This is a genomic window from Pseudofulvimonas gallinarii, assembly GCF_004343305.1.
In the GTDB taxonomy this organism is placed as follows: domain Bacteria; phylum Pseudomonadota; class Gammaproteobacteria; order Xanthomonadales; family UBA2363; genus Pseudofulvimonas; species Pseudofulvimonas gallinarii.
Genome location: NZ_SMAF01000001.1, coordinates 86,598 through 109,498, shown reverse-complemented (window position 1 = coordinate 109,498; position 22,901 = coordinate 86,598). Strand labels below are relative to the sequence as shown.

At 66.7% G+C, this 22,901-nt stretch carries 25 protein-coding genes and 1 tRNA gene; 15 read left to right on the top strand and 11 right to left on the bottom strand.

Features of this window, described 5'->3' with window-relative positions:
- Window positions 1–61 precede the first annotated feature (61 nt).
- Window positions 62–2,434 (top strand): phosphoenolpyruvate synthase, encoded by a 2,373-nt coding sequence (gene ppsA, locus EDC25_RS00540; protein ID WP_123521829.1) that lies wholly within the window; start codon window positions 62–64, stop codon window positions 2,432–2,434.
- Window positions 2,435–2,491: 57 nt separating this feature from the next.
- Here ppsA and orn read toward each other — a convergent pair whose 3' ends face one another.
- Entirely contained in the window at window positions 2,492–3,061 is a 570-nt protein-coding gene (gene orn / locus EDC25_RS00535) for an oligoribonuclease (protein WP_123521830.1), read from the bottom strand.
- Between the two features lie 50 nt (window positions 3,062–3,111).
- Here orn and EDC25_RS00530 point away from each other — a divergent pair, with 50 nt between their 5' ends.
- Entirely contained in the window at window positions 3,112–3,570 is a 459-nt protein-coding gene (locus tag EDC25_RS00530) for a DUF2721 domain-containing protein (RefSeq protein ID WP_123521831.1), read from the top strand.
- 6 nt (window positions 3,571–3,576) lie between these two features.
- Here the strand turns inward: EDC25_RS00530 and tadA are convergent, their stop codons facing one another.
- From tadA to EDC25_RS00495, 7 genes are all read right to left on the bottom strand, one after another.
- Entirely contained in the window at window positions 3,577–4,077 is a 501-nt protein-coding gene (gene tadA / locus EDC25_RS00525; RefSeq protein WP_123521832.1) for a tRNA adenosine(34) deaminase TadA, read from the bottom strand.
- A gap of 103 nt (window positions 4,078–4,180) precedes the next feature.
- A tRNA-Val gene (locus EDC25_RS00520) sits at window positions 4,181–4,255 on the bottom strand.
- Between the two features lie 69 nt (window positions 4,256–4,324).
- The gene (locus EDC25_RS00515) at window positions 4,325–4,747 is read right to left on the bottom strand and encodes an OsmC family protein (protein WP_123521833.1); all 423 of its coding nucleotides are present in this window, start codon (window positions 4,745–4,747) and stop codon (window positions 4,325–4,327) included.
- 75 nt (window positions 4,748–4,822) lie between these two features.
- On the bottom strand, window positions 4,823–5,839 hold the full coding sequence (locus tag EDC25_RS00510; RefSeq protein WP_240639638.1) for an FAD:protein FMN transferase: 1,017 nt from the start codon (window positions 5,837–5,839) through the stop codon (window positions 4,823–4,825).
- A gap of 31 nt (window positions 5,840–5,870) precedes the next feature.
- Window positions 5,871–6,677 carry a DUF4198 domain-containing protein gene (locus EDC25_RS00505; protein ID WP_123521834.1) on the bottom strand — a complete coding sequence of 269 codons (807 nt, stop codon included), beginning with the start codon at window positions 6,675–6,677 and terminating at the stop codon, window positions 5,871–5,873.
- A 22-nt stretch (window positions 6,678–6,699) separates the two neighbouring features.
- Window positions 6,700–7,218, bottom strand: a complete 519-nt coding sequence (locus EDC25_RS00500) for a DUF2271 domain-containing protein (RefSeq protein WP_123521835.1) — start codon at window positions 7,216–7,218, stop codon at window positions 6,700–6,702.
- Window positions 7,219–7,231: 13 nt separating this feature from the next.
- Entirely contained in the window at window positions 7,232–7,804 is a 573-nt protein-coding gene (locus EDC25_RS00495) for a PepSY-associated TM helix domain-containing protein (protein ID WP_240639646.1), read from the bottom strand.
- Between the two features lie 290 nt (window positions 7,805–8,094).
- Here EDC25_RS00495 and EDC25_RS00490 point away from each other — a divergent pair, with 290 nt between their 5' ends.
- From EDC25_RS00490 to EDC25_RS00450, 9 genes are all read left to right on the top strand, one after another.
- A complete protein-coding gene (locus EDC25_RS00490; RefSeq protein ID WP_123521837.1) occupies window positions 8,095–8,961 on the top strand; it encodes an SPFH domain-containing protein in 867 nt (288 codons plus the stop codon).
- An 18-nt stretch (window positions 8,962–8,979) separates the two neighbouring features.
- Complete coding sequence (locus EDC25_RS00485) at window positions 8,980–9,165, top strand: type II toxin-antitoxin system antitoxin (protein WP_123521838.1); 186 nt, start codon at window positions 8,980–8,982, stop codon at window positions 9,163–9,165.
- A gap of 14 nt (window positions 9,166–9,179) precedes the next feature.
- Window positions 9,180–10,547: an alpha/beta hydrolase gene (locus tag EDC25_RS00480; RefSeq protein ID WP_164484004.1), complete on the top strand. Its 1,368-nt coding sequence runs from the start codon at window positions 9,180–9,182 to the stop codon at window positions 10,545–10,547.
- Window positions 10,544–10,795, top strand: coding sequence for a DUF5808 domain-containing protein (locus EDC25_RS00475; RefSeq protein WP_123521840.1), 252 nt, complete (start codon window positions 10,544–10,546; stop codon window positions 10,793–10,795). Before EDC25_RS00480 ends, EDC25_RS00475 begins: the two co-directional genes overlap by 4 nt.
- Before the next feature lie 50 nt (window positions 10,796–10,845).
- The gene (locus tag EDC25_RS00470) at window positions 10,846–12,300 is read left to right on the top strand and encodes a transglutaminase-like domain-containing protein (protein ID WP_132577156.1); all 1,455 of its coding nucleotides are present in this window, start codon (window positions 10,846–10,848) and stop codon (window positions 12,298–12,300) included.
- Window positions 12,301–12,486: 186 nt separating this feature from the next.
- Window positions 12,487–13,431, top strand: coding sequence for an AAA family ATPase (locus EDC25_RS00465; protein ID WP_123521842.1), 945 nt, complete (start codon window positions 12,487–12,489; stop codon window positions 13,429–13,431).
- A complete protein-coding gene (locus EDC25_RS00460; RefSeq protein WP_123521843.1) occupies window positions 13,431–14,375 on the top strand; it encodes a DUF58 domain-containing protein in 945 nt (314 codons plus the stop codon). Before EDC25_RS00465 ends, EDC25_RS00460 begins: the two co-directional genes overlap by 1 nt.
- Entirely contained in the window at window positions 14,372–16,462 is a 2,091-nt protein-coding gene (locus EDC25_RS00455; protein WP_123521844.1) for a transglutaminase TgpA family protein, read from the top strand. Before EDC25_RS00460 ends, EDC25_RS00455 begins: the two co-directional genes overlap by 4 nt.
- The gene (locus EDC25_RS00450) at window positions 16,459–17,022 is read left to right on the top strand and encodes a Slp family lipoprotein (RefSeq protein WP_123521845.1); all 564 of its coding nucleotides are present in this window, start codon (window positions 16,459–16,461) and stop codon (window positions 17,020–17,022) included. Before EDC25_RS00455 ends, EDC25_RS00450 begins: the two co-directional genes overlap by 4 nt.
- A gap of 23 nt (window positions 17,023–17,045) precedes the next feature.
- On the opposite strand, the gene fur is transcribed toward EDC25_RS00450, so the two are convergent.
- The gene (gene fur / locus EDC25_RS00445; RefSeq protein WP_377599297.1) at window positions 17,046–17,462 is read right to left on the bottom strand and encodes a ferric iron uptake transcriptional regulator; all 417 of its coding nucleotides are present in this window, start codon (window positions 17,460–17,462) and stop codon (window positions 17,046–17,048) included.
- Between the two features lie 85 nt (window positions 17,463–17,547).
- On the opposite strand from fur, the gene EDC25_RS00440 reads away from it, so the two are divergent.
- Together EDC25_RS00440 and EDC25_RS00435 are read left to right on the top strand one after the other, a co-directional pair.
- Window positions 17,548–17,964 carry an outer membrane protein assembly factor BamE gene (locus tag EDC25_RS00440; protein WP_123521847.1) on the top strand — a complete coding sequence of 139 codons (417 nt, stop codon included), beginning with the start codon at window positions 17,548–17,550 and terminating at the stop codon, window positions 17,962–17,964.
- 113 nt (window positions 17,965–18,077) lie between these two features.
- Entirely contained in the window at window positions 18,078–20,276 is a 2,199-nt protein-coding gene (locus tag EDC25_RS00435; RefSeq protein WP_123521848.1) for a M3 family metallopeptidase, read from the top strand.
- Between the two features lie 4 nt (window positions 20,277–20,280).
- Here EDC25_RS00435 and EDC25_RS00430 read toward each other — a convergent pair whose 3' ends face one another.
- On the bottom strand, window positions 20,281–20,601 hold the full coding sequence (locus tag EDC25_RS00430) for an RnfH family protein (protein WP_205984943.1): 321 nt from the start codon (window positions 20,599–20,601) through the stop codon (window positions 20,281–20,283).
- Entirely contained in the window at window positions 20,598–21,047 is a 450-nt protein-coding gene (locus tag EDC25_RS00425) for a type II toxin-antitoxin system RatA family toxin (protein ID WP_123521849.1), read from the bottom strand. The genes EDC25_RS00430 and EDC25_RS00425 overlap by 4 nt, the downstream gene beginning before the upstream one ends.
- 116 nt (window positions 21,048–21,163) lie before the next feature.
- Between EDC25_RS00425 and smpB the strand changes: the two genes are divergently transcribed.
- A complete protein-coding gene (gene smpB / locus EDC25_RS00420) occupies window positions 21,164–21,667 on the top strand; it encodes an SsrA-binding protein SmpB (protein ID WP_123521850.1) in 504 nt (167 codons plus the stop codon).
- A 274-nt stretch (window positions 21,668–21,941) separates the two neighbouring features.
- On the top strand, window positions 21,942–22,508 hold the full coding sequence (locus EDC25_RS00415; protein WP_164484005.1) for a DUF4124 domain-containing protein: 567 nt from the start codon (window positions 21,942–21,944) through the stop codon (window positions 22,506–22,508).
- The last annotated feature ends 393 nt before the right edge of the window (window positions 22,509–22,901 follow it).

The window sequence follows — 22,901 nt, the reverse complement described above, 5'->3', positions numbered from 1 at the left end:
CTGCGCCGCATCATCATAAGCGCCCGAGCGTGCCGTTTTGCCTTTCTCAAGGAGATTTCCCTTGTCCGAGCTGATTCTGTGGCTGGATCGCCTGCGCTTGTCCGATCTGACGAAGGTGGGCGGAAAGAACGCCTCGCTGGGTGAAATGATCGGCAACCTGGCCGGTGCCGGCGTCTCGGTGCCAGGTGGTTTCGCGACCACGTCGGCGGCCTTCCAGCGCTTCCTGGCCGATTCCCGCCTGGAGCAGCGCATTGCCGACCTGCTGGCGCCGCTTGACGTCGACGACGTCGAAGCGCTGATGAAGGTGGGCAAGGAAATCCGCGAATTCGTGGTCAACGCGCCGTTGCCGGCCGACCTCGACAGCGCGATCCGGGACGGCTACCGCCAGATGTGCGAACGCGCCGGTGCCGAAGTCGCCGTCGCCGTGCGCTCGTCGGCCACCGCAGAGGACCTTCCCGATGCGTCGTTCGCCGGACAGCAGGAAACCTTCCTCAATGTCCAGGGCGAGGATGCAGTCGTCCAGCGTGTGAAGGATGTCTTCGCGTCGCTTTACAACGACCGCGCCATCGCCTATCGCGTCCACCATGGCTTCAAGCACGAGGACGTTTTCCTTTCTGCGGGCATCCAGCAGATGGTGCGCTCCGACCTGGCCTGCTCCGGCGTGCTGTTCACGCTGGACACCGAGTCCGGTTTCCGGGACGTCGTCTTCATCACCGGCAGCTACGGCCTCGGTGAAATGGTGGTCCAGGGCGCCGTGAATCCGGACGAGTTCTATGTCCACAAGCCGACGCTGGCGAAGGGCAAGCCGGCCATCCTTCGTCGCACGCTCGGCGCGAAGCAGCAGCAGATGGTCTACGCCGAACCGGGCTCGGCCGAGCGCGTGCGCATCGAGCCGGTTGCGGCCGAACGGTCGCGCCGCTACTGCCTGAGCAATCAGGAAGTCGAGGCACTGGCCCGCCAGGCGCTGATCATCGAGCAGCACTATGGCCGGCCCATGGATATCGAATGGGCCAAGGACGGCGTGACCGGCGAATTGTTCATCGTCCAGGCGCGCCCGGAAACCGTGAAGTCGCGTGCCCGTTCGACCACGATCGAGCGCTACCACCTCGAGCGTCGCGGCGAGATCGTCTGCGAAGGCCGTGCCATCGGGCAGCGCATCGGCACGGGGGTCGCCAAGGTGGTGAAGTCGATCGCCGAAATGAACCGCGTGCAGGCTGGCGACATCCTCGTCACCGACATGACCGACCCGGACTGGGAACCGGTGATGAAGCGCGCCGCCGCCATCGTCACCAACCGCGGCGGCCGCACCTGCCACGCGGCGATCATCGCGCGCGAACTGGGCATTCCGGCCGTCGTCGGTTGCGGCAACGCGACCACCGCCATTGCCGACGGCAGCGAAGCGACGGTGTCCTGCGCCGAGGGCGATACCGGTTTCATCTACGCGGGCATCCTGCCTTTCGAACGCAGCGAGACCGAAGTGGACCGCATGCCGGAAGCGCCGCTGAAGATCATGATGAATGTCGGCAACCCCGAGCGCGCCTTCGACTTCGCCATGCTCCCGCATCGCGGCATCGGCCTGGCGCGGCTGGAGTTCATCATCGAACGGCAGATCGGCGTGCATCCGCACGCGCTGCTGGCTTTGGACGAACAGCCGGCCGACATCAAGGCCGCCATCCTCGATCGCATCGCCGGCTACGACGATCCGGTCGAGTATTACGTCGACCGCCTCAAGGAAGGCATCGCCACCTTGACGGCGGCGTTCGCGCCCCACCCCGTCATCGTGCGCCTGTCCGACTTCAAGTCGAACGAATACGCCAACCTGCTCGGCGGCCGAAAGTACGAGCCGCACGAAGAGAACCCGATGATCGGTTTCCGTGGCGCCAGCCGCTACGTGGACGATGCGTTCCGTGCCTGCTTCGCGCTGGAGTGCCAGGCGGTCAAGCGCGTGCGCGACGACATAGGTCTGGACAACTGCTGGGTGATGATCCCCTTCGTGCGCACCGTCGACGAGGCGAGGCATGTCATTGACATCCTCGCCGAGAACGGCCTGCGTCGCGGCGAGAACGGCCTGAAGATCATCATGATGTGCGAGGTGCCGTCCAATGCACTGCTCGCAGACCAGTTCCTCGACCTGTTCGACGGCTTCTCGATCGGCTCGAACGACCTGACCCAGCTGACGCTGGGCCTTGACCGCGACTCCGGCCTGATCGCCCACCTGTTCGACGAACGCAACGAAGCGGTCAAGAAGCTGCTGTCGATGGCGATCAGCGCCTGCCGCGAGCGCGGCAAATACATCGGCATCTGTGGCCAGGGCCCGTCCGACCATCCGGACCTGGCCGAATGGCTGATGGACCAGGGCATCGAGTCGGTGTCGCTGAATCCCGATACCGTCGTCGACACCTGGCTGCGACTGGCGCGACGCCGCAACGCGTAAGCGGCGTATCCGTCTGCAGGATCGATACAACACGCCCCGGCCAGCCGGGGCGTGCTGTCATGTGGCGGCCGGCGGCGGCGCCATGAAGGCGTGGAAATGGTTGCGATAGTGGCGCAGTTCGGCAACGGAATCACGGATGTCCGAGAGTGCGGTATGTGCCGAGGTCTTCTTGCCGGCATCGGCCACCTCGGGTGCCCAGCGTCGCGCCAGTTCCTTCACGGTGGAGACGTCGAGGTTGCGGTAGTGCAGCCAGCGTTCCAGGCGCGGCATGTAGCGGGCCAGGAAACGGCGGTCATGGCCGATCGTGTTGCCGCACAGCGGCGACTTGCCCGCCACTGTCCATTCGCGCAGGAATGCGAGCGTACCCTGCTCCGCCGCCGTCATGTCGTGCGGTGATTCGACGACGCGCTGCCACAGGCCCGAACGGCCGTGCTGGTTGCGGTTCCAGTCGTCCATTGCCTCGAGCCGGACCAGCGGCTGGTGGATGGCGTACACCGGACCTTCGGCAAGGATGTTGAGATCCTTGTCGGTGACCAGCGTGGCGATTTCGATGATGGTGTCGCGATCCGGCTCCAGACCGGTCATCTCGAGGTCCAGCCAGATCAGGTTGTCGTTATGCTTGCTCATGCCGCGTCCACGTCGTCTGCGGTGCGAATGATAGCTGCCGGGAGGACCCCATGTTCGGAAGCAATGCCGGCCAGTACGCCATCCTGCTGTCGATGCTGGCGCCCGCCCTGTTCATGACGGCCACCGGCTCGCTACTGCAGTCGGGAAACAACCGGCTGGCACGCGTCGTCGATCGCATGCGCACGCTGATGCGCGAATGCGAAGCAGCCGACACCTTGCCGGAACGCAGCCGGTTCCTGCGCCAGCACATTGCCGGCCAGCGCGCGCGCTGCCAGCTCATACTCGCCGCCTGCCGCCTGCTTTACCTCGCCCTGGCCGCGTTCGTCGGCAGCAGCCTGGCCGTTGCCGCGGACAGCGCGCTCGGCAACCAGCTGGTGCACCTGCCAACCGCCCTGGCCGTCGCCGGCGTCACGCTGGTCCTGCTCGCCTGCCTGTTCCTCTATCGCGAAGCGGCAATGGCGGTGCGCGCCCTCCACCAGGAACTGGACCGTTTCAGCCGGGAAGGCTGAGGCGGCTCAACGGCGGGCACGGAAGAAGCGACGCAACTGGTCGCCCGCGAGGTCGGCGAACAGCCCGCCTTGCACCTGCACGCGATGGTTGTGCAGCGGACTGACCAATGTGTCGAAAACGCTGCCGGCGGCGCCCGTCTTCGGGTCGGCGGCGCCGAACACCACGCGGCCGACACGCGCATGGACGATCGCGCCGGCACACATCACACAGGGTTCGAGCGTCACATAGAGCGTCGATCCCGGAAGGCGGTAGTTCCCGGCGTGTGCTCCGGCGGCGCGCAGGGCCTGGATCTCTGCGTGGGCACTGGCGTCGAGCGCGCCGATCGGGCGGTTGTGGCCATCGCCGATGCATTCGCCGTCGCGGACCAGGACCGCGCCCACGGGCACCTCGCCTTCGGCTTCCGCCTGCGCGGCCAGTTCCAGGGCACGGAGCATCCAGCGCTCGTCGTCGGCGCTCCAGGGGTGCTGCACCAGCGGGGTTTCCGTGGACGATATCAACGCGGTCATGGGTCGGTCGGGAGCGGCAAGCTTGGCGAGCCGGCGCCTGTCGCGCAACGGCAGCGGCCCCCGAATACGACAAACGGCCCGAAAGGGCCGTTGCTGTCACCTGTGGTGGGCGGTGTAGGGTTCGAACCTACGACCCCTGCCGTGTGAAGGCAGTGCTCTACCGCTGAGCTAACCGCCCGCCGTGAGGTGGGCTGCGAAGTCTAGGCAGGAGTGTCGTCGCGGTCAAGATGTCCGCGAAAATTTCCGCTCAGGCGAGCTTCGCGTCCAGCGTGATCTCGGCATTGAACAGCTTCGACACCGGGCAGCCGCTCTTGGCGGTCTGCGCCAGTTCGTCGAATTTCGCCGCGTCGATGCCCGGCACGCGCGCCGTCAGCGTCAGCGCCGAACGGTTGATGCTGAAGCCGTCACCATCCTTGCCCAGCGACACCGCAGCTTCCGTGCGCAGTTCCTCGGCGGCGAAACCGGCGCGTTCAAGCTGGAAGGCCAGCGCCATGGTGAAGCAGCCGGCGTGGGCGGCGGCCAGCAGTTCTTCGGGGTTGCTGCCCGGACCGTCCTCGAAACGGCTGTTGAAACCGTAAGGGGTCTGGTCGAGTACGCCCGAAGCGGTGTCCAGACGTCCCTTGCCTTCCTTGCCGTTGCCGGTCCAGGTCGCGGTGGCCTTGCGGATCATGGCGCGTCTCCAGGTTCGATGGGTCGGGCCAGCCTAGTACAAGCGCGGCCGCCGGCATGAACGCGGGCGCAACGCTCAGTGCGCGTCGACCAGCGCAGTGAACGCAGGCGTTTCGCGAACGGTGAATCCGGACGGCCCATCCCGGATCACCAGGCGCGCGGCGATGTCGTTGCGCACGGCGTAGTCGAATCCACGTTGCGGCCCGAGCACGCTGAGCGCCGTGGCGGTCGAGCCGGCTTCCATGCAGGTCGAGGCGGACACGGTCACCGCGGCCAACCCGTGCTGCACCGGATAGCCCGTATGCGGATCGATCGCGTGGCTGTAACGCCGGCCCGCGAACTCGAAAAACTTGCGGTAATCACCCGACGTGGCGATCGACAGATCCTGCAACGGTACGACCGTCACAGGCACATCGCCGCTATCCGGCTGCTCGATGGCGACACGCCAGGGCATGCCGTCGGGACGTTTGCCGCGTGCGCGCAATTCGCCGCCGATCTCGACGAGATACGCGTCGATGCCCAGACGTTCCAGCGCCTCCCCCATGCGGTCCACGGCGAAACCTTCGGCGATCGAGGACAGATCGAGCCGTAATCCGCCCGGTTGCAGCAATCGCCGCGTGCCGGCTTCGAACTGGATGCGCTGCCAACCGACGCGCGCCTTCGCAGCGGCGATGTCTGCCGCTGCCGGGGGCTTATCACGGCGCCCACCGGGACCGAATCCCCACAGATCGACCAGCGGTCCGACGGTCGGGTCGTAATGGCCCCCGGTTGCAGCGGCAAGCGCCAGGGCCGCCTCCAGGACGATCGCGAAACTTTCCGGCAGTTCATGCCAGGTTCCCGCCGCCGCGTTGTTGTACCGGCTGATCAGCGAATCCCGGCGCCAGGTGCTCATCTGGACGACGACGTCCTCCAGTTCGGTGCGTATCGCTTGCAGCACGACCTCGCGATCGATGGCACGGTGCGCCGCGAAACGGGCCGACCAGGTCGTGCCCATGGTCGGCCCGTCGAGGCGGACGATTTCCGTCGACTTCCCGCATCCCGACATCTGCGCCAATGAAAGCAGCGCGATCAACAGGCCGGCAATGCGGGACATCTGGCGAGTCCGGGAACGACGCGGAGCCGGATTACTGCGGCAGGACTTCCAGCGTCACCACGTGGCTGGCGCGACGCTGGCTGGCAAGCGCGTCGCCTTCCAGCGTCGAAGAGGCGGACGCCTCCAGCCAGTACATGCCGGGCTCGGACCAGGTGACTTCGAAACGCCCTTCGGCATCGGTCGTGACCCGCTTTTCGCCGAGGCGGCTGCGGTAGCGCGTCGCACCGGCAACGATCTCGACCTCGACGTCGGCTGCCGGCTTTCCGTCCAGCAGGAACTGGTAGCGCGTGGTCTCGCCTGCGTACAGGTCGTTCGGATGCGTGTCGTGCACGAGTTCAAGGCCACTGCCCTGCAGCTTCATCGCCGCGGTGGTCGGGGCACCCGCGGTGACGAAGGTTTCAATGCGACCGTGCGAGCGGGTGACCTGCACGTCGGTCGCGGCAACCGGCAGCGCCTTGGCCAGGTCGGCTTCGCTGCCGCGCCACCGCTTGCTCTCGCCGTTCTCGGTCCAGCTGGCAAACAGGCCTTCATTGATGATGGCAAGCCGCCAGGTGCCCGGCTTGTCGAGCTCGACATCGAACACGCTTCGGTATTTGCCGGTATGACCACCGCTATAGGCGCCCGCGCTGCCGTCGGGTCGCGTGATGACCAGATTGTCGAGGCGAAGCGGCACGTGGTTGAAATAGAACAGGTCGTTCGACACCGCGCCATCGACGGTGATCCACTGCCCTTCACTCAGGACGGTGGCGGAAGGCAGCAGCCAGGCCTTGTGCGCGAACGCGGGTAGTGGCAGCACGACCAGCACGACCAGGACAAGGCGACGCAGGGAAGCATTCATGTGCGGTACTCCAGCAGGTAAATCAGGGAACCAGTTCAAGCGAAACCGTGCCCAGCTCGTGCTCACCGCGCGCATCCAGCGTGCGCGCTTCATCGGCTGGCCATTCGAAAGGAATCTGCAGCAACTCGCGGCCACCCACCTCGCGGGATGCCTCTACAAGCAGCACATAGCTGCCTGGCGCGAGCGCCGCGACTGCCTGGGACCCGGCTCCGAATCGCAGCGTGTGCGTGCCGGGCGCTTTGGTCGCACCGGTCACGCCGTCGACGGGCACGTCCAGCTGGCGTCCGCCGCGACGCCACCATTGGCGCAGGTCGGGCAACCATTTGGTGCCATGGCCTTCGCGCGACTCCGACTGCTGGTACCACACCGCCAGTTGCGCGGCGACGCTGCGATCGGGACGCTCGACCCAGGCGGCGACATACGGACGGTGGTATTCGGCCACATCCAGTCGCGGTATCTCCACCGAGACGGAGAGTTCGGCGGCCTGGGCAGCGCAGGCAGGAAGGATCAGTGCCACCAGGGACAGTGGGGATCTGGACATCGGGGTCCTCGGATCAGTGGAGGAGAAGAACGACAAGCAGCACGGGGATCGCCAGGCCCGCCATGACCATGGGCCAGGTCGACGGACGATGGCCGGCGTGCAGTTTCAGAAGCACAAGCCCGGTCAGGCAGAACACCAGGCAGGCGATCGCGAAGATGTCCAGGAACCACGACCAGGCCGGGCCGGTATTGCGGCCCTTGTGCAGGTCGTTGAAGAGTGCAACCCAGCCACGGTCGGTGCGCTCGTATTCCACCTCGCCCGTTGCGCGGTCGATGCTCAGCCATGCGTCGCCGCCGGCGCGCGGCAGCGAGAGGTAGACCTCGTCGTCCGACCATTCGGCCGGCCGCACCGGGACGCGCTGGCCCGTCTGTTCGCGCAACCAGCGACGAACCTCCATGGGCAACGCGCTGTTGGCAGCCTTCAGTGACAGCGACGGGCGCAATGCCTGCGGAAGGACTCCGGTCCAGTTCTGGACCTGCGGCCGCGCCTCGATGCCGGCGGCATGATTCAGCGTGATGCCGGTGACCGCGAACAGGATCATGCCGACCAGACAGATTGCGGAGCTGACCCAGTGCCAGGCATGCATCCGCTTCAGCCACCGTGCGCGGCGACGGCGTCGGTCTTTGTCCGCGTCACTCGTGGGTGTGGGCTCGACGCCGCCCGCGGGTGACGCGCTCAGCATACCCGAGAGGGCTGAAAGCGCCGCATGATCAACACGTTGCAAGACATCTTCTAGGTTCTGTCATGAAAATCGCGCGGAGGCGAAGCGCGGAGCCGTGAATTGTAAATGCGAATCGATATCAGCCACAAGCGCAAGCGTCTTGCAAGATAGATATCATTTGGATATCGTCTTGATCCTTGCCCAAGGAGACCTTTATGAGTCACGAACGTTCCGTCAAAGCGACCCACGGACTGATCGCGCTGCCGCTGCTGGTGGCCACCATCCCGGCTTCCATCTACGGCATGGTATGGGCCGCGCATCAGAGCATCGGCTGGCTGGTCATCGCCTCGGCGATCGTCTGCTTCGCGACTTTCGTCAGCCTGTTCGGATTGTTCACGGTCGAGCCCAACCAGGGCGTGGTGCTCACCCTGTTCGGTCGTTATGTCGGCACCTGTCGCGAGACCGGGCTGCGTTTCGCCAATCCGTTCTATTCGAAGAAGAAGATCTCCCAGCGCGTCCGCAATTTCGAAAGCGGCCGCCTCAAGGTCAACGAACTGGAAGGATCACCGATCGAGATCGCCGCGGTCGTGGTCTGGCAGGTGGTCGATACCTACGAGGCCGCCTTCGAGGTCGACGACTACGAGAATTTCGTGCAGATCCAGTCCGAATCGGCACTGCGCCAGATGGCCACGCGCTATCCCTATGACATGCACGAAGGCGTGGAGATCGCGCTGCGCAGCCACGGCGAGGAAATCGCCCGCGAGCTGCGGCGGGAAATCCAGGACCGCCTGGCGAAAGCAGGCGTCGAGGTCATCGAGGCGCGCATCAGCCACCTTGCCTACGCGCAGGAAATCGCCCAGGCCATGCTCCAGCGCCAGCAGGCCGGCGCGATCATTGCCGCGCGGGCGCGCATCGTCGAGGGTGCGGTCGGCATGGTGCACATGGCGCTCGAGCAGCTGCGCCAGGGTGGCCAGGTCGAACTCGACGAGGAACGCAAGGCAGCCATGATCAGCAACCTGCTGGTGGTCCTGTGTTCGGACCGCGCCGCGCAACCGGTCATCAATTCCGGCTCGCTGTACTGAGCGCCGCGGTCCGGTTCGATGGCGGAGAAAAAGGCCTATCCCCTGCGCATTTCCCCAGCCGTGCTGGCGGCGGTGCAGCATTGGGCGGACGATGATCTGCGCAGCGTCAACGCGCAGATCGAGTTCCTCCTCCGCGATGCCCTGCGCAAGGCAGGCCGCATGAAACCCGCGGACCGGCCCGAGCCGGTCGATGATGACGAATGAAGGGAGGGCAGCACATGCGCAACGCAATCCTGCTGGTCGGCGCCTGCCTGGCGCTTTCCGGCGCACCAGTCATAGCCGATGAGTCCACGCGTGAGCAACGCGCGACATCCACCCTCGACGCGGTGCTGGCTGGTGACGGGGAGACCGCCACCGCCCATTTCAGCGACACGATGAAGGCGGCATTGCCGCCGCCACGAATCGCCGGCATCGTCGGCGCGCTTACGCAGCAGGTCGGCGCACCGTCCGGGCGCGGCGATTTCCGGCACGGTTGCGAAGCCGGCCGCCACGCCACCTGGCAGCGCATCGATTTCGAACGTGCCGCCCTTGATGCCAAGCTGGTCTTCGATGAGGAGGATCGCGTCGCTGGACTTTTCTTCGTCCCGCCGCAGGAGGCGTCGCCCTGCGCATCGGGGCCGGACACCGCCCCGCTGTCCGGCAGGCCGGACGCTGAAGATGATGACCGTGAGCGACGCGTGACGATTGGTGGCGATGCGTGGCCATTGCCTGCGATCCTGACGCTGCCGGAAGGTGACGGTCCATTTCCAGCCGTCGTCCTGGTCCACGGCTCGGGTCCGCACGACGCCGACGAGACCATCTTCGCCAGCAAGCCCTTCCGCGACCTCGCCCGCGGCCTGGCCGACCGGGGCGTCGCCAGTCTGCGTTACGTCAAGCGCAGCAAGGCGCATGGCACCCGGATGTTGGCGGAAACGCCGGGATTCGGCATCGACCAGGAAGTGACGGATGACGCTGTCGGCGCCATGGCGTGGCTGGCCGGGCAGGCGCGGATCGATAGCGACCGCGTCTTCGTGGTCGGGCACAGCCTGGGCGCAATGATGGGCCCTCGGATCTGCCAGCGATCGGCGTCATGTGCGGGCATGGTCCTGCTTGCCGCGCCATCCCGTCCACTGGAGGATCTGGTCGTTGAACAGGTCCGCCACATCGGACCCGACCAGGGCATGGACAGCGACATGCTCGCCGCCATTGAACAGCAGGCGGACAACGTGCGCCGGCTGCGCCGCGGCGAGCCGGTCGAAGGGCCCCTGCTGCTCGGGTTGAGCGAGGCCTACTGGTCCAGCCTGTCGGACTACAGCGCCCTCGACGTCGCCCGCGATGCCGACCGGCCTGCCCTGGTCCTGCAGGGTGAGCGGGACTATCAGGTGACGATGCTCGATTTCTCCGCCTGGCGCGAACTGGCAGCCCGGCACCCCGGCCTGACCCTGAAGTCGTATCCTTCACTTGACCACCTGTTCATGTCCGGCGAGGGGCCGTCGACACCGCGCGACTACATGGAACCCCGCCACGTCGATGACCGGGTGACCACCGACATCGCCGAATGGATCCACCATCAGGCTGCGGCCAACATCGGAGGGAAGCAACCATGACCGCCCATCAACGCCCGGCGCTTACGGAACAGGAACAGAACGAAAAGGCCTGGAACAATCCCGTCAACTGGACCGGACCAGGCTGGCTGGGCATCTACCACGCCGCGGAAGACAGCCGCGCCATGGTGCCGAAGCGTCCGCGCTACCTGGGCTGGACCCTGAATTTCGCGCACCCGGCCAGTCGCTGGTTCCTGGCAGCCTGTGTGGCGCTCGTCCTGATCGTCCTGACCATCCAGCTTGTTCTCTAGGCCAGGACTTCGGCCGCTGTCGGGATGGCCGCCGTGGCATGATGGCGGCCATGAACCTACTCAAATACACCTTTGCCTTCCTGCTGGCACTGTCCGTCGCCAGCCCTGCCGCGGCCCGCGGAACACCCGCTGCCGCGACGACGGACACCAGCCAGCAATGGCTGACCGTGCTGCTCAGTGGCCGCAAGGTCGGCCACATGCGCATCGAGCGCGAGTTCGCCGACGACAAGGTCACGACGCGCCAGTTCATGAGCTTCGAGATGGGCCGCGCCGGCATCGGCGTGGTCATGACCACGCTGGAGGAACACGAGGAAACACCGGACGGACAACCGCTGGCGTTCAGCAGCCTCAGCACCATCAGCGGTCTGCAGATGCGCAGCGAAGGTCGCCGCATCGATGGCGAGCGCTTCGCATTGAAGTCGGGCGCGGTCGGCGCCATGCGCGAAAGCGAGATGACCTGGCCCGAGGGTGCCCTGCTGTCGTGGGGCATCGAAAGGCAGTTGCGCGGCATGGGCACCGAGCCCGGGACGAAGGTGCAGGTCACCGCGTTCAACGCCATGATGGGACAGGCCATGCAGGTCGAGACGGAGGTGATCGGTCCGTCGATGGTCACGCTGCCCTCCGGCACCGAGGAACTGATCGAGACGCGCGAAACCATGAACATGCCGGGTGGCAGCGTCAGCAGTCGCAGCTGGATGGATGCGCAGTGGCGCATGCAGCGCACGATCATGGAAGTGATGGGTGACGAACTGGAACTGCTTGCCTGCAGCCAGGCCTGCGCGGAAGCGCCGAACCAGCCGGCGGAGATCCTCACGTCATCGCTCGTGCAGGTGCCTGAGGCCATCGACGACAAGCTCCTGGGCCGTCCGCTGACGCTGGTCGTGGAAAGCGAAGTCGAGCTGTCGGGCTGGCCCGGCATCGACGGACAGAAGATCACGGCGTTGGGCAACGGCCGCTACAGGATCGACACGCTGAGCGCCACGGCGGACCCGATGCCGGGACCGGGCGAGCGCGATCTCGCGCGGACCGACTGGCTCGATTACGACACCCCTTCGGTGAAGGCGCTGCTCGAGGAAGCCGTTTCCGAAGCTGGCAATGCCGAGCGTATGCAGATCCTGCAGGACCGGGTCCATCGCCACATCAACCGGAAGAGCCTGAACATCGGCTACGCCTCGGCCGGCGATGCCGCCCGCCTGCGCGAAGGCGACTGCACCGAGCACGCCCTGCTGCTGGCGGCCCTCGGCCGTTCGCTGGGCATTCCCACGCGCGTCGTCAACGGGCTCGCCTACGCCGGGGAGTTCGAAGGAAACCGCTCCGTGTTCGTCCCGCATGCCTGGGTCACCGCATGGACCGGCGAGCGCTGGCAGGCCTTTGATGCGGCCCTGCCGGGCCCACAGCTCCGTATCGCCATGGTCGCCGACGATGGCGATCCATGGCGCTTCTATTCGGGGCTCGAGGCCATCGGTCGTCTCCGCGTCGCGTCGATCAGGGCCCGGGACGAATAAGGCCGGCGCGCTGCCGTCCTGGCGTTTCCCTTCATGCGACGACCGTTTCGGCCGGTCGTCGCGCCGGGCACAGGCGACGGCTTCGCGACAGCGTGAACGTGAATCGCGCGCAGCACGAGCGGGCGCACCTGCAGTTGGCGCCACGCCGCCGGGGTATGATCGTAACGGGAACCACCAACCTGCCCCATGACCCTGCTCGCCAACGCATCCAGTACCCCTGTTGATACACGTCTCGGCCAGACCCTCGCGGAAGTCGAGCGCATCGTGCTCGGCAAACCGCACGAAGTCCGCCTGGCGCTGGCGTGCCTGCTCGCAGGCGGTCATCTGCTGATCGAGGACATTCCGGGCGTCGGCAAGACGACGCTGGCGCACACGCTGGCCACGGTGCTCGGCCTGGAGTTCCAGCGCGTACAGGGCACGGCGGACCTGCTGCCCGCCGATATCGTCGGCATGTCGGTCTACGACCGCACCGACAACCGTTTCCGTTTCCATCCGGGCCCGGTGTTCTCGCAATTGCTGCTGTTCGACGAACTCAACCGCGCGCCGCCGAAGACTCAGAGCGCACTGCTGGAAGCGATGGCCGAAGGACAGGTGTCCATCGACGGCCAGCGCCATGGGCTACCGACGCCGTTCTTCGTGGTCGCGACGCAGAACCCGCTCGACCAGGCCGGCACCTACCCGCTGCCGGAATCGCAACTGGACCGTTTCATGTTCTGCCTCAGCCTGGGCTATCCGGATGCCGATGTGGAACGCGCCCTGCTGAGCGCGGGGTCCACCGCCGGCCAGACGGATGTCCGGACCATCCTCACGCCGCAGCCGCTGCTGGGTCTCATCGCCCATGTCCATGCGATCACCGCGCGTCCGGCGCTGGTCGCCTATGTGCAGGCGTTGCTGGCCGCGAGCCGCAACCATCCGCAGATCCGCCTGGGATTGTCGCCCCGCGCCGGCCTGGCACTGATCGCGGCGGCACGCGCCTGGGCGGTCCTCGATGGCCGCGACCATGTCCTGCCCGAAGACGTGCAGGCGGTCTTCGTGCCGCTGACACGCCACCGCCTGCATCCGCGCGCCGATGCCCTGACCAGCGGCGAGCGCATCGCGCGCCTGCTGCTGGCGGATACCGCCATTCCGTGATGTCGACCGGTGTCCGCACCGGACTGGCGCGGCTCCTGCCAAAGCCGCCTGCCGGGCCGCTGCCACTTGGACTGCCCCGCCGCCGCATCTACATCCTGCCCAGCCGATTCGGCCTGGTGTATGCGACGGCGCTGTTCTTCCTGCAGCTGGGCGCGCTGAACTACAACAACAATGCCGCCATCCTGCTGGCCCTGCTGCTGGCGTCGATCGCGCTGATGAGTGCCGTGGTCTGCGTGCGCTTCCTCAACAGCCTGACCGTGACCGCATTCGACGCCGGTGAAGCCTTTGCCGGCACGGAACAAGACTGCAGCCTCACCGTCCGAAGTGCGCAGGGGCCCCTCCGGGGTGAGCTTCGCCTGCGGGTTGCGGGACTCGACGCCGCCATGAGCTATGACGGCGATTTCGCGACCGGGCGATGGCGCGCCGCGGCCGGCGCCCGCGGGCGCCATCCGCTGGGACGGGTGCGCCTGTCGAGCGGTTACCCGCTCGGCATGTTCCATGCCTGGTGCGACCTGGTGCCGGACGCAGACCGCCTGGTCTATCCGGCACCGGAATCGCCGGCAGTGCGCTGGCCGGCCGAAGCGGATCCGGCCGCGGGTGCGCGTGCAACGCCACGCGGCGGCGACGAGGAATGGCATGCACTGCGCGAGTTCCGGCGCGGCGACAGCCTGCGTGACATCGCCTGGAAGACCAGTGCCCGACATGACCGCTGGCTGGTCGCCGAGACCCGCTCGTCCGCCGAGGCGCCGACATTGCGCTTCAGCCTGTCCATGGTCAGCCACCTCGACCGCGAACACGCGCTGTCGCGGTTGTGCGGCTGGATACTCGTTGCCGAGGCGGAGCAGCTGTCGTGGATCCTCGATCTCGGCAACGCCAAAGTCGGGCCGGGCCGCGGCGAGGTGCAGCGGCGGCACGCACTGGTCATGCTCGCGGAACTGCCATGAGCACCGCCCCCGCTGCCCCCAAGCCCGCAGGATCGCCGCGTCGACGGCGCGGTGGCGATCCCCTGAGCCAGCAGCCGCTGGACGCCGTTCAGTTCCGCCTTTGCTGCCTGACCGTACTCGCCGCGTTGCTGCCGCACGCGACCTGGCTGCCCCTGCCCTTCCTCCTCGTGCTGCTGGCGCTGATCGTCTTCCGCTGGGCGCAACGCGGTCGCCAGACGTCGCCCTGGCCGTGGTGGTTCCATACCGCGCTGATGTTGTGCCTGTGCGCCGCCTCCTGGGTGGCCATCGGCAGCATCAGCGGAACGCAGGGCGCCGGTTTCCTCGCCGCCATGCTGGTGTCGAAGCTCTACGAGGCCGAGCGCGTGCGCGATGCGCGTTCGATCGCGACCTTCGCCAGTTTCCTGGTGATGACGCAGTTCCTGTTCCAGACCGCGTTGTGGGCGATGCTCGCCGGCCTGCCAGGCGTTATCGTCGCGGTGTCGACGCTGGCCAGCCTGCACCGGCCGCAGCCCATGACGGGTACCCGCCGGGAGCGCGCCTGGGCCAGCCTGCGGCAGCCGCTGCGGCTGATGCTGATGGCGCTTCCGCTTACGGCCGTCCTGTTCGTGCTGTTCCCCCGCCTGGAATCGCCGCTCTGGGGAAACGCCTTCGGGCAGAAAGGCGGCATGGGGCTCAGCGACCGCATGGAGCCGGGTCAACTGGGCAGCAGCGCGCTGGACGACCGCACGGCGATGCGCGTCCGTTTTCCCGACGGCGTGCCGCCGCTCAGCCAGCGCTACTTCCGCGGCCTCGTCCTGTGGCGTACCGATGGCCGGATCTGGACACGACCGGAAATGAGCGACGCGCCGGCGCTGGAACTGCCCGCCGTGCCGGATCGCGGCGTCCGCCACGAAGTCACGCTGGAACCGGACGCCGCACCCTGGCTGCCGGCGCTTGACCGTCCGATCGCCGCACCGGAAGGACTGCACCTGTCGCTTGACCACAGCCTGCCGTTGCGCCGTGGAATGCGTGAACTGCGCTACCAGGTCGTCTCCAGCCCGGACCTCGCACTGCAGGCGGATCGACTGCCGGTGCCGGTGCGCAACGCCGGCCTGTCGCTGCCGGCCGACCGCAACCCGCGCACCCTTGCCTACGCGCGCCGGATGCGCGAACGCTATCCCGATCCCGCCGACTTCGCGCGTGTCGTGATCGCGATGTTTCGCAACGACTTCAGCTACAGCCTCGAGCCGCCACCGCTGGGCGGCAACTCGGTGGACGAGTTCCTGTTCGACACGCAGACCGGCTATTGCGAACACTACGCCTCGGCCTATGCGACGCTGTTGCGCGCCGGTGGCGTGCCGGCGCGCGTCGTCCTCGGCTATTACGGCGGTTACTACAACAGCATCGGCGGCTATCTGGTCGTGCGGCGTTCGGATGCCCATGCGTGGGTGGAATACTGGCTGGAGGACCGCGGCTGGATCCGCGCCGATCCGACGTCCATGGTGGCGCCGGAACGGATCGACCGCAGTGCCGGCGCAGTGGGCATCGACAGCCTGGCCGGGCTGCGCCGCGGCAGCCTGATGAACTGGCTGTGGACCCGATGGGATTACATGGAGCTGCGCTGGAACGACTGGGTGGTGAATTTCCAGGCGATCGACCAGAGCCGCATGCTGCAGTCTCTATCCCGGTGGCTGCCGCAGACGCCGCGCCTGCCCGGCCTGTTGCTCGCGATCGCGGTGATTGCGATCGTCGCCTTCGTGGCCTGGAAACTTCGCGGCCAGGCGCCGCGGCGCCGCGACGCGGATCCACTTGCTGCGTGGCTTCAGCGCCTGCGGGCGATGCTTTCAGCCGCCGGCGTATCGTCGCACCCCTCCGAGCCGGTGTCGGTGCTGGTCGCCCGCGCTTCGGCTGCGTATCCTGAGCATGCGCCGCTGCTTGGCCGGCTCGCCCGCCGCTACCAGGCGGCAAGGTACGCCACGGTCGAATCCAGGCCGGCTCGGCTGCCGCTGGCCCAACTCCGGCTGAAGCTCTGGCAAAGCCGCCTGGAACGATTCCTGCGGCTGCGCCGTCGAACTGTCAACGATTCGCCCCAGGGGTCACCGCCATGAAGCGCCTCTCCATTGCCGTCATCCTTTCGTCGCTCTCGGTCGGCTGCGCCAGCGTGCCCAAGCCCCTGGGCGGCGAGTACCTGCCCTCGCAGCCACGCGCCGTTGTCGAAGCAGGCCGGAATGGCGGACCTGTCCGCTGGGGTGGCAGCATCATCGCGGTTGAACCGGAAGCCGAACGCACCTGCATCCAGGTGCTCGCCAGGGAACTCGGTCCGGATGCACGACCGCGCCTGCGCGACCCCGACGAAGGTCGCTTCGTCGCCTGCCGTGCCGGCTTCTACGATCCTGAAGTCTTCACGGAAGGGCGTGAAGTCACGGTCACGGGTATTGTCGCCGCGATGACCACGAGGGTCGTGGGTGAATATCCGTACACGATGCCGGAAGTCGCGGCGGATGTGATCTACCTGTGGCCACCGCGCGTGGAGTACCGCTACGAGCCGCTGCCGCCGACCTGGGCGCTCTGGTTCGGCCCGTCATGGTATGGCTGGCACCACCACCACCTCTGGCACCCGCGCCCCATCCATCGACCGCGCCCCCGACGGAGTGGTCGCGGCAACTGACCGCCGCGCGCTGGTCGCGGTTCTCAGGCGCCGCGACCCGACTTCTTCGGCCTGACGTACAGGACCAGGCTGTGGTCCTCGATGATGTAGCCGTGGCGGTCGGCGATCTCGCGCTGCAGGCGTTCGATTTCGGGGTCGTAGAACTCGATGACCTTGCCGGTGTCGACACAGACCATGTGGTCGTGATGGTCGCCGCGATCCAGCTCGTACACGGCCTGGCCGCCTTCGAAGTGATGCTTGACGACGAGGCCGGCCGCCTCGAACTGCGTCAGCACGCGATAGACCGTCGCCAGGCCGATGTCCTCGGACGACTCGATCAGGGCGCGGTAGATGTCCTCGGCGGTGAGATGACGACCTTCAGCCCGCTCGAGCAGGTCGAGGATGCGGAGCCGGGGATGGGTCACCTTCAGGCCGACCTTGCGCAGTTCCTGCGATTCCATGGACAGTATTCAACCTCGTTGGTAGGGCGGCCCGTGCGGGCGCCCTAGTGTATCATCCGGCACTTTCACCTTCCCCGTTAAAGCCATGCGACTCCTGTCCTGTCTGTTCGCGACGCTGCTCCTGCCCGCCTGCGGGCTGCTCTACAAGGTAGATGTGCCCCAGGGCAACCTGCTCGACCAGGAAGCCATCGCCGACGTCAAAGTGGGCATGAGCAAGCGACAGGTCAGCCTGCTTCTCGGCACGCCAGCCGTCGCCTCGCCTTTCCACCAGTCGCGCTGGGACTATGTCTATTCCCTCCGTCGTCGTGGCCGCGAGGCGGAAGTGCGCAACCTGACGCTGATGTTCGATGGCGAACGCCTGGCCAGCATCGACGGCGATCTGCTGCCGGAGAAGACCGGTGAGGAGGGCCTGCTGGAAGACATCAGCGCCTACGAGCGCTTCGGTCCCCAGCTTGACGATCCGGCCGACACGCGCCGGCGCCGCCGTCAGTCCGAGGACTGAAAAGGCGAATCGGGCCGTCGCAGCCTCGGGCGGCTCTGGCGCTTCAACCGGAAAGCGTCTGCCTGGATGGGCTAATCTCTGTGGTCTAGTCCAGTCACGGAGTATCCGGTTCGATGAAAAAGCATCCCCTTGCGCTGGCCCTGGCGGCCGTTTTGAGCCTGCCCCTTGCTGCCTGCGGTGAACGCGAGTCGACGCAGGCGCCGCAGCCCGCCGCGACCCAGACCGGCAGCGTCACGGCCACCGCCAACAGCGCCATCGATGCGAACCCGTTCAATCAGCCGAGCTCGCTGGATTTCGGCTATCCGCGCTTCGACCTGATCCGCGACGAGCACTTCAAGCCGGCGCTGGATCGCGCCATGGCCGAGCATCGCGTCGAAATCGATGCCATCTCCGGCAACGGCGACGCCCCGACCTTCGACAACACGATCGTCGCCCTCGAGCGCGCCGGCGAGATGCTCGGCCGCACGCAGCGCGTGTTCATGAACCTGGCCGGCGCCCACACGAACGATACCCTGCGCGCGGTGCAGGCGGAGTTCGCGCCAAAGCTTGCCGCGCACATGGACGCCATCCTCCTCGATAACGCCCTGTTCCAGCGCATCAAGTCGCTGTACGAGCAGCGCGCAACGCTGGGCCTCGACGCCGAGCAGATGCAACTGCTGGAGCGCTACCACACCGACTTCGTCCGCGCCGGCGCGAACCTGTCCGCGGAAGAGAAGGCCAAGCTGAAGGAGCTCAACGGGCAGCTGGCATCGCTGCAGACGCGCTTCACGCAGAACGTACAGAAGGAAACCAACGCCTCGGCCGTCCTGTTCGATGACCGCGAGGCGCTGGCAGGTCTTCCGGACAGCGCCATCCAGGCCGCTGCCAAGGCCGCCAGCGACGCCGGTCATGAGGGCAAGTTCATGCTGGCCCTGCAGAACACGTCGGGCCAGCCGGTGCTTGCCCAGCTCAGCAACCGCGCTTCGCGCCAGCGCGTCTACGAAGCGTCCGTGAATCGCGGCGCGAAGGGTGGCGAATTCGACAACCGCGAACTGGTCGCGCAGATCGTCAAGCTGCGTGCGGAGCGAGCCGTCTTGCTGGGCTATCCCAACCACGCCGCCTATGTCCTCGAGGACGGCACCGCCGGCAGCATTGGCGCCGTCAACGGCATGCTGGCGCAGCTGGCGCCGCCGGCCGTTGCCAACGCGCGTCGGGAGGCCGCCGAGATCCAGCAGGCCATCCGCGCCGATGGTGGCGACTTCGAACTCGCGCCCTGGGACTGGGCGTTCTATGCCGAGAAGGTCCGCCAGGCGAAGTACGACTTCGACGCCGATGCGGTGAAGCCGTATTTCGAGCTGAACCGCGTGCTCGTCGATGGCGTCTTCCATGCCGCGAACCAGCTCTACGGCCTGAGCTTCAAGGAACGCACCGACCTGCCGGTCTACCAGGAAGACGTCAAGGTCTGGGAAGTCACCGACGCCAATGGCGAGCCACTGGCGCTGTTCCTGACCGACCTGTACGCACGCCCGTCCAAGCGCGGTGGCGCCTGGATGAATGCCTACGTGCAGCAGTCCGGCCTGCTGGGCACGCGCCCGGTCATCGGCAACCACCTGAACATCCCGAAGCCGCCGGCCGGCCAGCCGACGCTGATGACGTTCGACGAGGTGACCACCCTCTTCCACGAATTCGGTCACGCGCTGCACGGCATGTTCTCGAACGTGACCTATCCGCGCTTCGCCGGCACCTCGGTCCCGCGTGACTTCGTGGAGTTCCCTTCGCAGGTCAATGAAATGTGGGCGACCTGGCCAAGCGTCCTCGCCAACTACGCCAGGCACCATGAAACCGGCGAACCGCTGCCTCAGGCGCTGCTCGACAAGGTGCTGGCCGCCTCCGGCTATGGCGAAGGCTTCCGCACCACGGAATATCTTGCCGCCACGCTGCTGGACCAGGCGTTCCACCAGCTCGGTCCCGATGAAGTGCCGGCCGACGTGATCGCCTTCGAAGCGCAGGCGCTGGCGAAGTACGGGGTCGATTTCGCGCCGGTTCCGCCGCGTTACCGCACCACCTATTTCTCGCACACCTTCTCCGGCGGCTACGCGGCAGGCTATTACTCGTACATCTGGGCCGAGGTGCTCGACGCGGCCACGGTCGAGTGGTTCCAGAACAACGGCGGGCTGACGCGCGAGAACGGCGACCGCTTCCGGCAGGCCCTGCTGTCGCGGGGCGGCTCGGCCCCGGCCATGGATCTGTTCCGCGGCTTCTATGGCAGCGATCCGGCGCTGCAGCCGCTGCTCAAGCGTCGCGGCCTGACCGGCAGCGACGACGCGCGCTGAGTCGTTACGGACCGGTCGCCGCGCTCAGCGGCGGCCGGTGCGCGTGATTGCCGCCGTCCCCCGCCCGCTCCCGTCGGACCTGCTTCGGATCGATCTGCAACGGCCGGTACAGCTCGATCCTGTCGCCAGGCCGGAGGATTTCTCCGGCCCCCACCCGCCGGCCGAATATGCCGGTCCGAAGCGTGTCCTCGTCGAGCCCGGTCGCCTCCTGCCAGGGCACGCGGGAGAGCACCTCGGCGACGGTCGTCCCCACCGCGACGTCGAGTTCGCGTCGCCAGACCAGGACCGGCCAGGCGCAGACGACGCTGACCCGCATCGTGCTCATATCCGCGCGCCGTCGGGATCCAGTTCCCGCAATGCCGCGGCGGAAAAGTCCTCGACCATGCGGTCGGCCAGGCGCTGGAAGGCCAGCGTGGTCGCCAGCCCGAGCAGGCGGCTCCGTGGCTCGAACTGCAGGTGGAGATCGACCCGGCAGCCTCCGTCCCCGTAAGGGGTGAAGCGCCACTCGCCGTCGAGGCTGCGCAGCGGCCCTTCGAGCATGGTCATGCGCATCAGCCCGGGGGGTTCCAGCCGGTTGCGGGTCGCGAAACTGAAGCCGACGCCACCGGCGCGGACATGCAGCCGCGCTGCGACGGTGTCTTCGCCACGTTCCAGGATGTCGACCGCCTGGCACCAGGGAAACAACCTCGGATAGTGCTCCAGGTCGTTCACCAGCGCGAAAAGCGCCGCGGCCGGACGTGCGATGAGCGCCTGCCGCCTGATCTCGGTCACGGTGCCGTCCCCGGTCGCGGATTCACGTTGTCACCTGCACGTCGGTCCATCATCCGGGCTACCATGCGCGACTCACTTGAAAGAACCCCATTGTATCGGCCCGGCCAGACATTCCGATGAGCAGCAACAAAAGCGGCAGCAGCGGCAAGAAGAAGCAGGAAAGCAGCACGATCGGCCTGAACAAGCGCGCGCGCCACGAATACTTCATCGAAGAGCGGGTCGAGGCAGGTGTGGCGTTGCAGGGCTGGGAGGTGAAAAGCCTCCGCGCCGGCCGCCTCAACTTCGCCGACAGCTATGCGCTGATCCGCAATGGCGAACTGTTCCTGTTCGGTGCGCAGATCACGCCACTGAGCACCGTGTCCACGCATGTCGTCGCCGATCCCACGCGCACGCGCAAGCTGCTCCTGCATCGCGAGGAGATCGACCGCCTGATCGGTGCGGTCGAGCGCAAGGGCTACACGCTGGTCCCCACCGCCCTCTACTGGAAAGGAGGGCGTGCGAAAGTCGAACTCGGCCTCGCGCGTGGCAAACAGGCACACGACAAGCGCGAGGCCGAAAAAGAGCGTGACTGGCAGCGCGAAAAGCAGCGCGTCATGCGTCATCACAACCCCAACGCATGAATGTGCGCGACGTCACGCGAACGCAGAAGATCCGGCATTTTCTGTACGCTTGACGATCGTCCGTCCAGATCATCGACTGGCTCATACGGCGCTGCGGTGAACCGTTCGCAACATGTGTTTACACCTGTGAAGCGGGTCACGGTCACCTGCGCACGCGCGGACTATCTTGTCAATCACTGGGGCTCACCTTTCGCACGGGCGCCCTGGTGGTTGGGACGACGTTCCGGCCGGTTGATCGTGCGGGTTCGCGGAGAAGCAGGCGATGTGTCGGTTCATGACGTGCGCCTTTCTGGTGTGTCTGGGTCTGGCGACAGTCAATGCCTCGTACGCACAAGGGGCACGGCTGTACAAGTGGGTGGACGAGCACGGCAACGTCCATTACAGCGACCGCGTCGAAGGATCCACCGTCCAGCACCGTCCCCAGGCGATCAATTCGCATGGCATGCGGGTGCAGGGCGGAAACGAGGATTCCCGCCCCTTGAGCCAGGAAGAACGCCGCCGCCAGCTCGAGGCACGGCGCAGCGCCCAGCTCGATACGATGCTGCTGGCGAACTACCGCAGCGAAATAGACCTGCTGCGCGCCCATGACGAATCCCGGGCCGCGATCGAAGCCGGCGTGCGGACCCAGGAGGAAACGCTCTCCCGCCTCCGCCGCGAACTGGCGCAGCGCGAGCTGCGCAGCGATGTGTCCCCCAACGATCCTGTCGTCGCCCGACTCAAGCAGCAGCTGATCGAGGGTGAAGCCGACCTCGAGCGCCTCCGTACACGGCGCTTCGAAATCCACGAGCAGCAGAACCTCGAAGTCGCCCGGTTCCGCGAACTGACGATGAGCAACAGCTGAGCGGTCCGTCCCCTACGGCCAGTCACTCGACCACGCGCGACACAGTCGGACGGCTTCCTCCGTCGCATCGTCCTACCTTCCCTGTTTCCCTCCTGCCGTGCCCGATCGCGGCCGATGGATGAGGGCATCGGGACACCCGGGAAAGAGCTTGGTGTCTGGCTGCCTACGCGGCCGGAGGGCGCTACCGACAGTGGAAGGGCAGTCTGGCCGCTGCGACTGGCATCGGCCTTCTGTCGGATCGCGGGCTGGCTGCGCCTGATCCGGCGCATCATTCGGCAATCGATCCGCAAAACGACGTAATGTGGGAGCGGCCGATGAACGGTCCCGTCGAGTCCGTCCCTGGGCTCGAGCAGGACCGGAGTCCGTTCCTGTCAGGATCTGTCCACATCCTGT

Coding starts and splice junctions, on each gene's coding strand:
- orn (WP_123521830.1), bottom strand. CDS start 3,061: ATGAGCAAGCATAACGACAACCTGATCTGGCTGGACCTCGAGATGACC.
- EDC25_RS00530 (WP_123521831.1), top strand. CDS start 3,112: ATGTTCGGAAGCAATGCCGGCCAGTACGCCATCCTGCTGTCGATGCTG.
- tadA (WP_123521832.1), bottom strand. CDS start 4,077: ATGACCGCGTTGATATCGTCCACGGAAACCCCGCTGGTGCAGCACCCC.
- EDC25_RS00515 (WP_123521833.1), bottom strand. CDS start 4,747: ATGATCCGCAAGGCCACCGCGACCTGGACCGGCAACGGCAAGGAAGGC.
- EDC25_RS00510 (WP_240639638.1), bottom strand. CDS start 5,839: ATGTCCCGCATTGCCGGCCTGTTGATCGCGCTGCTTTCATTGGCGCAG.
- EDC25_RS00505 (WP_123521834.1), bottom strand. CDS start 6,677: ATGAATGCTTCCCTGCGTCGCCTTGTCCTGGTCGTGCTGGTCGTGCTG.
- EDC25_RS00500 (WP_123521835.1), bottom strand. CDS start 7,218: ATGTCCAGATCCCCACTGTCCCTGGTGGCACTGATCCTTCCTGCCTGC.
- EDC25_RS00495 (WP_240639646.1), bottom strand. CDS start 7,804: ATGCATGCCTGGCACTGGGTCAGCTCCGCAATCTGTCTGGTCGGCATG.
- EDC25_RS00490 (WP_123521837.1), top strand. CDS start 8,095: ATGAGTCACGAACGTTCCGTCAAAGCGACCCACGGACTGATCGCGCTG.
- EDC25_RS00485 (WP_123521838.1), top strand. CDS start 8,980: ATGGCGGAGAAAAAGGCCTATCCCCTGCGCATTTCCCCAGCCGTGCTG.
- EDC25_RS00480 (WP_164484004.1), top strand. CDS start 9,180: ATGCGCAACGCAATCCTGCTGGTCGGCGCCTGCCTGGCGCTTTCCGGC.
- EDC25_RS00475 (WP_123521840.1), top strand. CDS start 10,544: ATGACCGCCCATCAACGCCCGGCGCTTACGGAACAGGAACAGAACGAA.
- EDC25_RS00470 (WP_132577156.1), top strand. CDS start 10,846: ATGAACCTACTCAAATACACCTTTGCCTTCCTGCTGGCACTGTCCGTC.
- EDC25_RS00465 (WP_123521842.1), top strand. CDS start 12,487: ATGACCCTGCTCGCCAACGCATCCAGTACCCCTGTTGATACACGTCTC.
- EDC25_RS00460 (WP_123521843.1), top strand. CDS start 13,431: ATGTCGACCGGTGTCCGCACCGGACTGGCGCGGCTCCTGCCAAAGCCG.
- EDC25_RS00455 (WP_123521844.1), top strand. CDS start 14,372: ATGAGCACCGCCCCCGCTGCCCCCAAGCCCGCAGGATCGCCGCGTCGA.
- EDC25_RS00450 (WP_123521845.1), top strand. CDS start 16,459: ATGAAGCGCCTCTCCATTGCCGTCATCCTTTCGTCGCTCTCGGTCGGC.
- fur (WP_377599297.1), bottom strand. CDS start 17,462: ATGGAATCGCAGGAACTGCGCAAGGTCGGCCTGAAGGTGACCCATCCC.
- EDC25_RS00440 (WP_123521847.1), top strand. CDS start 17,548: ATGCGACTCCTGTCCTGTCTGTTCGCGACGCTGCTCCTGCCCGCCTGC.
- EDC25_RS00435 (WP_123521848.1), top strand. CDS start 18,078: ATGAAAAAGCATCCCCTTGCGCTGGCCCTGGCGGCCGTTTTGAGCCTG.
- EDC25_RS00430 (WP_205984943.1), bottom strand. CDS start 20,601: ATGAGCACGATGCGGGTCAGCGTCGTCTGCGCCTGGCCGGTCCTGGTC.
- smpB (WP_123521850.1), top strand. CDS start 21,164: ATGAGCAGCAACAAAAGCGGCAGCAGCGGCAAGAAGAAGCAGGAAAGC.
- EDC25_RS00415 (WP_164484005.1), top strand. CDS start 21,942: ATGACGTGCGCCTTTCTGGTGTGTCTGGGTCTGGCGACAGTCAATGCC.